Genomic DNA, 4,050 nt, shown 5'->3' on the forward strand with positions numbered 1-4,050 from the left:
GCCCTACATCCTCGGCGAGAAGAAAGCCGAGCCGCTTGAGGGCCTGGATCTCGAGACCGCGCACGACGAGGGCCACCACGTACCCGAGTCCGGCTTCGGCCGGGTGCCCGGACACGGGCCCGAGCAGGCGGCCCGGCCGCTGGTCGGCACCGCCGAACAAGGCGGTGTGATCGACCCCGACGTGCTGTGGTCCTGCGTGAACTGCGGTGCCTGCGTCGAACAGTGCCCGGTGGACATCGAGCACATCGACCACATTGTCGACATGCGCCGCTACCAGGTGATGATGGAGTCCGAGTTCCCCTCGGAGCTCTCGGTGTTGTTCAAAAACCTTGAAACCAAAGCCAATCCGTGGGGACAGAACGCAGCTGACCGGACCAACTGGATCAGCGAGGTCGACTTCGACGTCCCGGTCTACGGCGAAGACGTCGACAGCTTCGAGGGCTTCGAATACCTGTTCTGGGTGGGCTGCGCCGGCGCCTACGACGACAAGGCCAAGAAGACCACCAAGGCCGTCGCCGAACTGCTGGCCGCCGCCGGCGTGAAGTATCTGGTGCTGGGTACCGGTGAGACCTGCAACGGCGACTCGGCCCGCCGCTCCGGCAACGAGTTCCTGTTCCAGCAGCTGGCCGCCCAAGCCAAGGACAGCCTCGACGATCTGTTCGAAGGTGTCGAGACCGTCGACCGCAAAATCGTGGTCACCTGCCCGCACTGCTTCAACACCCTGGGACGCGAGTACAAGCAGCTGGGCGCCAACTACACCGTGCTGCACCACACCCAGCTGCTGAACCGTCTGGTCCGCGACAAGCAATTGGTCCCGGTGAGCCCCGTCTCGCAAGACGTCACCTATCACGACCCGTGCTTCCTGGGCCGGCACAACAAGGTCTACGAGGCACCCCGCGAGCTGATCGGCGCGGCCGGAGCCAAGCTGGCCGAGATGCCGCGGCACGCCGACCGCAGCTTCTGCTGTGGCGCAGGTGGCGCGCGGATGTGGATGGAAGAGCACATCGGCAAGCGGATCAACCACGAACGCGTCGACGAGGCGCTGGCCACCGGCGCCACCACGATCGCGACCGCCTGCCCGTTCTGCCGGGTGATGGTCAGCGACGGCGTCAACGACCGCCAGGAGGCCGCGGGCCGCGAGGGCGTTGACGTCCGCGACGTGGCGCAGTTGCTGCTCGAGTCGCTCGACCACAGCACGTTCACCCTGCCGCAGAAGGGTGCTGCCGCCAAGACCGCCGCCGAGCGTACAGACCACGCCCACAAGGCCGAGCCCAAGGCATCGACCGCCCCGGCCGAGGAAACCTCTGCCCCGGAGGCCGCCGCACCGGAGGAGGACAAGACCGCGGCCAAGGCGGTGACCGGGCTGGGTATCGCCGGTGGCGCCAAACGACCCGGCGCCAAGAAAACGGCGCCCAAAGCCGAAGCGGCGCATGCTGCGTCGGGGTCCGAAGAAAAGGCTCCCGAGGCCAAGACCCCGGCCGCCCCGGTCAAGGGGCTCGGTATCGCCGGTGGCGCCAAGCGTCCGGGTGCGAAGAAGGCGACCGCCGCAAAACCCGAAGCCGCAGCGCCGTCGGCGCCTCCTGCCGAGCCCGAGACGAAGTCCGAGCCGGCCGCAGCGGCCAAGGCGCCGGCTGCCCCGGTCAAGGGCCTCGGTATTGCGGCAGGGGCAAAGCGCCCCGGCGCCAAGAAGGCCGCCGCACCGGCCCCGGCACCCGCGGCCGCGTCGGAGCCCGCGGCGCAGGAGCCACCGCAACCCGAGCCCGCCGAAAGCAGCGACGGCGATGGCAAAGACACTCCGGCGGCGCCTCCGGTCAAGGGGCTGGGCATCGCCCGCGGGGCCCGTCCACCGGGTAAGCGCTGATCAGGCCGTCGAAAGAATTACTAAATAGCTCGACAGTCATGGCACCATGGGTGGTGTGACGACTCACCAGCTGCCATGGCAGAACGCGGGGCACCAGCCGCGGCAGCGGACGTTTGCGCAGTCATCGAAGCTGCAGGACGTCCTCTATGAGATCCGTGGGCCGGTGCACGATCACGCCGCCCGGCTGGAGGCCGAGGGGCACCGCATCCTCAAGCTGAACATCGGCAACCCCGCGCCGTTCGGATTCGACGCCCCGGACGTCATCATGCGCGACATGATCCAAGCGCTGCCCTACGCGCAGGGCTACTCCGACTCCAAGGGCATTCTGCCGGCTCGGCGCGCGGTCGTGACCCGCTACGAGCTGGTCCAGGATTTTCCGCGGTTCGACGTCGACGACGTCTACCTGGGCAACGGGGTCTCCGAGCTGATCACGCTGACCCTGCAGGCCCTGCTGGACAACGGCGACCAGGTGCTGATCCCGGCGCCGGACTACCCGCTGTGGACCGCCTCGACGTCGCTGGCGGGCGGCACACCGGTGCACTACCTGTGCGACGAAACCCAAGGCTGGCAACCAGACGTCGCCGACATCGAGTCGAAGATCACCGAACGCACCAAAGCGCTGGTCGTGATCAACCCAAATAATCCCACCGGCGCGGTCTACAGCCGCGAAATCCTCACGCAGATAACCGATTTGGCGCGCAAGCACCAGCTGCTGCTACTCGCCGACGAGATCTACGACAAGATCCTCTACGACGACGCCGAACACATCAGTCTGGCATCGGTGGCACCGGATCTGTTGTGCCTGACGTTCAACGGGCTGTCAAAGGCTTACCGGGTAGCCGGATATCGGGCCGGCTGGCTGGCCATCACCGGCCCCAAAGATCATGCCAGCAGCTTCATCGAGGGCATTCACCTGCTGGCCAATATGCGGCTGTGCCCGAATGTTCCTGCGCAGCATGCGATTCAGGTAGCACTGGGCGGCCATCAGAGCATCGACGATTTGGTGTTGCCCGGCGGACGACTGCTCGAACAGCGCGACGTCGCTTGGTCCAAGCTCAACGAAATCCCCGGCGTGTCCTGCGTCAAACCCGCCGGCGCGCTGTACGCGTTCCCTCGGCTCGACCCCGAGGTGTACGAGATCGTCGACGACGAGCAACTCGTCCTCGATCTGCTGTTGCAGGAGAAGATCCTCGTCACCCAGGGAACCGGATTCAACTGGCCCGCACCAGATCACCTGCGGATCGTCACACTGCCGTGGTCGCGTGATCTGGCTCACGCCATCGAGCGGCTGGGCAACTTCCTGGTCAGCTACCGCCCGTAGCGGACCTGCCCTCGTCGGGTGGGTGCCCGGGCCATGCACGTCGACAACTGCGGCCCCGATGTCCCGGGCACTGACCCCGGTGGCGTGCTATTCACCTGTCGGCGTCACACCGTTCACTGTGCAGTTCCGGCGAATTCGCGCCGCACTACCGGGGCCTGGTGGACTTCCGCGCGGAAAGTTTGAACTTTCTATGAACCTGGCCGTAGACCGCGCGCCGCGGTAGAGGTTGGGCCCACAATGGATCACATTGCCGCCGATGCTTCCGCCTTGTCGTCTTGCCACACAGCAGTGGTTACACGAGTTGTTCGGCGATGCACACGAACTGATCACGGGGTGCGGCGTATCGACTGACGGTTGATTCCCCCGGCAAGCCTTCACGCACCACGCGGATGACTCACGTCACGCACCTGTGGATCTGAATAAACCAGCTTTATCGAAAGGAGAGTTGCGATGTTTTCTGTTGCACAGCAGGCGCAGTCGCCCGCAGCAACGGCCGACCGCAACCGATCGTGTACCTCGACACCGTCCAGGTCAGGAAACTGATCATGGATTTTGGCGCGCTACCACCCGAAATCAATTCGGGGAGAATGTATTCTGGGCCCGGCTCGGCATCCATGCGGGCGGCGTCGGCGGCATGGAATCTGCTCGCCGCCGAACTCGAGTCCTCGGCAATCCAGTACCAGTCGACGATCGACGTCCTGGATGATGAGTGGCTCGGGCCGACATCGGCCACGATGGCCGCCGCCGTCGACCCCTACATCACCTGGATGACGGTGACGGGGGCACAGGCCGAGCACACCGCAGCCCAGGCCTCTAGCGCCGCGAGCGCCTACGACACCGCATTCGCGATGACCGTTCCGCCGGTGGA

Annotated in this window: 3 protein-coding genes; all 3 read left to right on the top strand. The window is 65.9% G+C overall.

What is annotated here, in order from left to right; translation table 11 throughout:
• Positions 1–1,861 (top strand): (Fe-S)-binding protein (locus tag AC2VOU_RS05370; protein ID WP_486956431.1); only part of this gene is annotated, 1,861 nt, incomplete at its 5' end.
• A 46-nt stretch (positions 1,862–1,907) separates the two neighbouring features.
• Positions 1,908–3,182, top strand: coding sequence for a pyridoxal phosphate-dependent aminotransferase (locus tag AC2VOU_RS05375; protein ID WP_486956432.1), 1,275 nt, complete (start codon positions 1,908–1,910; stop codon positions 3,180–3,182).
• A gap of 545 nt (positions 3,183–3,727) precedes the next feature.
• A partial coding sequence (locus AC2VOU_RS05380) for a PPE family protein (protein WP_486956433.1) occupies positions 3,728–4,050 on the top strand: 323 nt, incomplete at its 3' end.

The sequence above is a fragment of the Mycobacterium sp. TH-M25 genome (assembly GCF_057473665.1).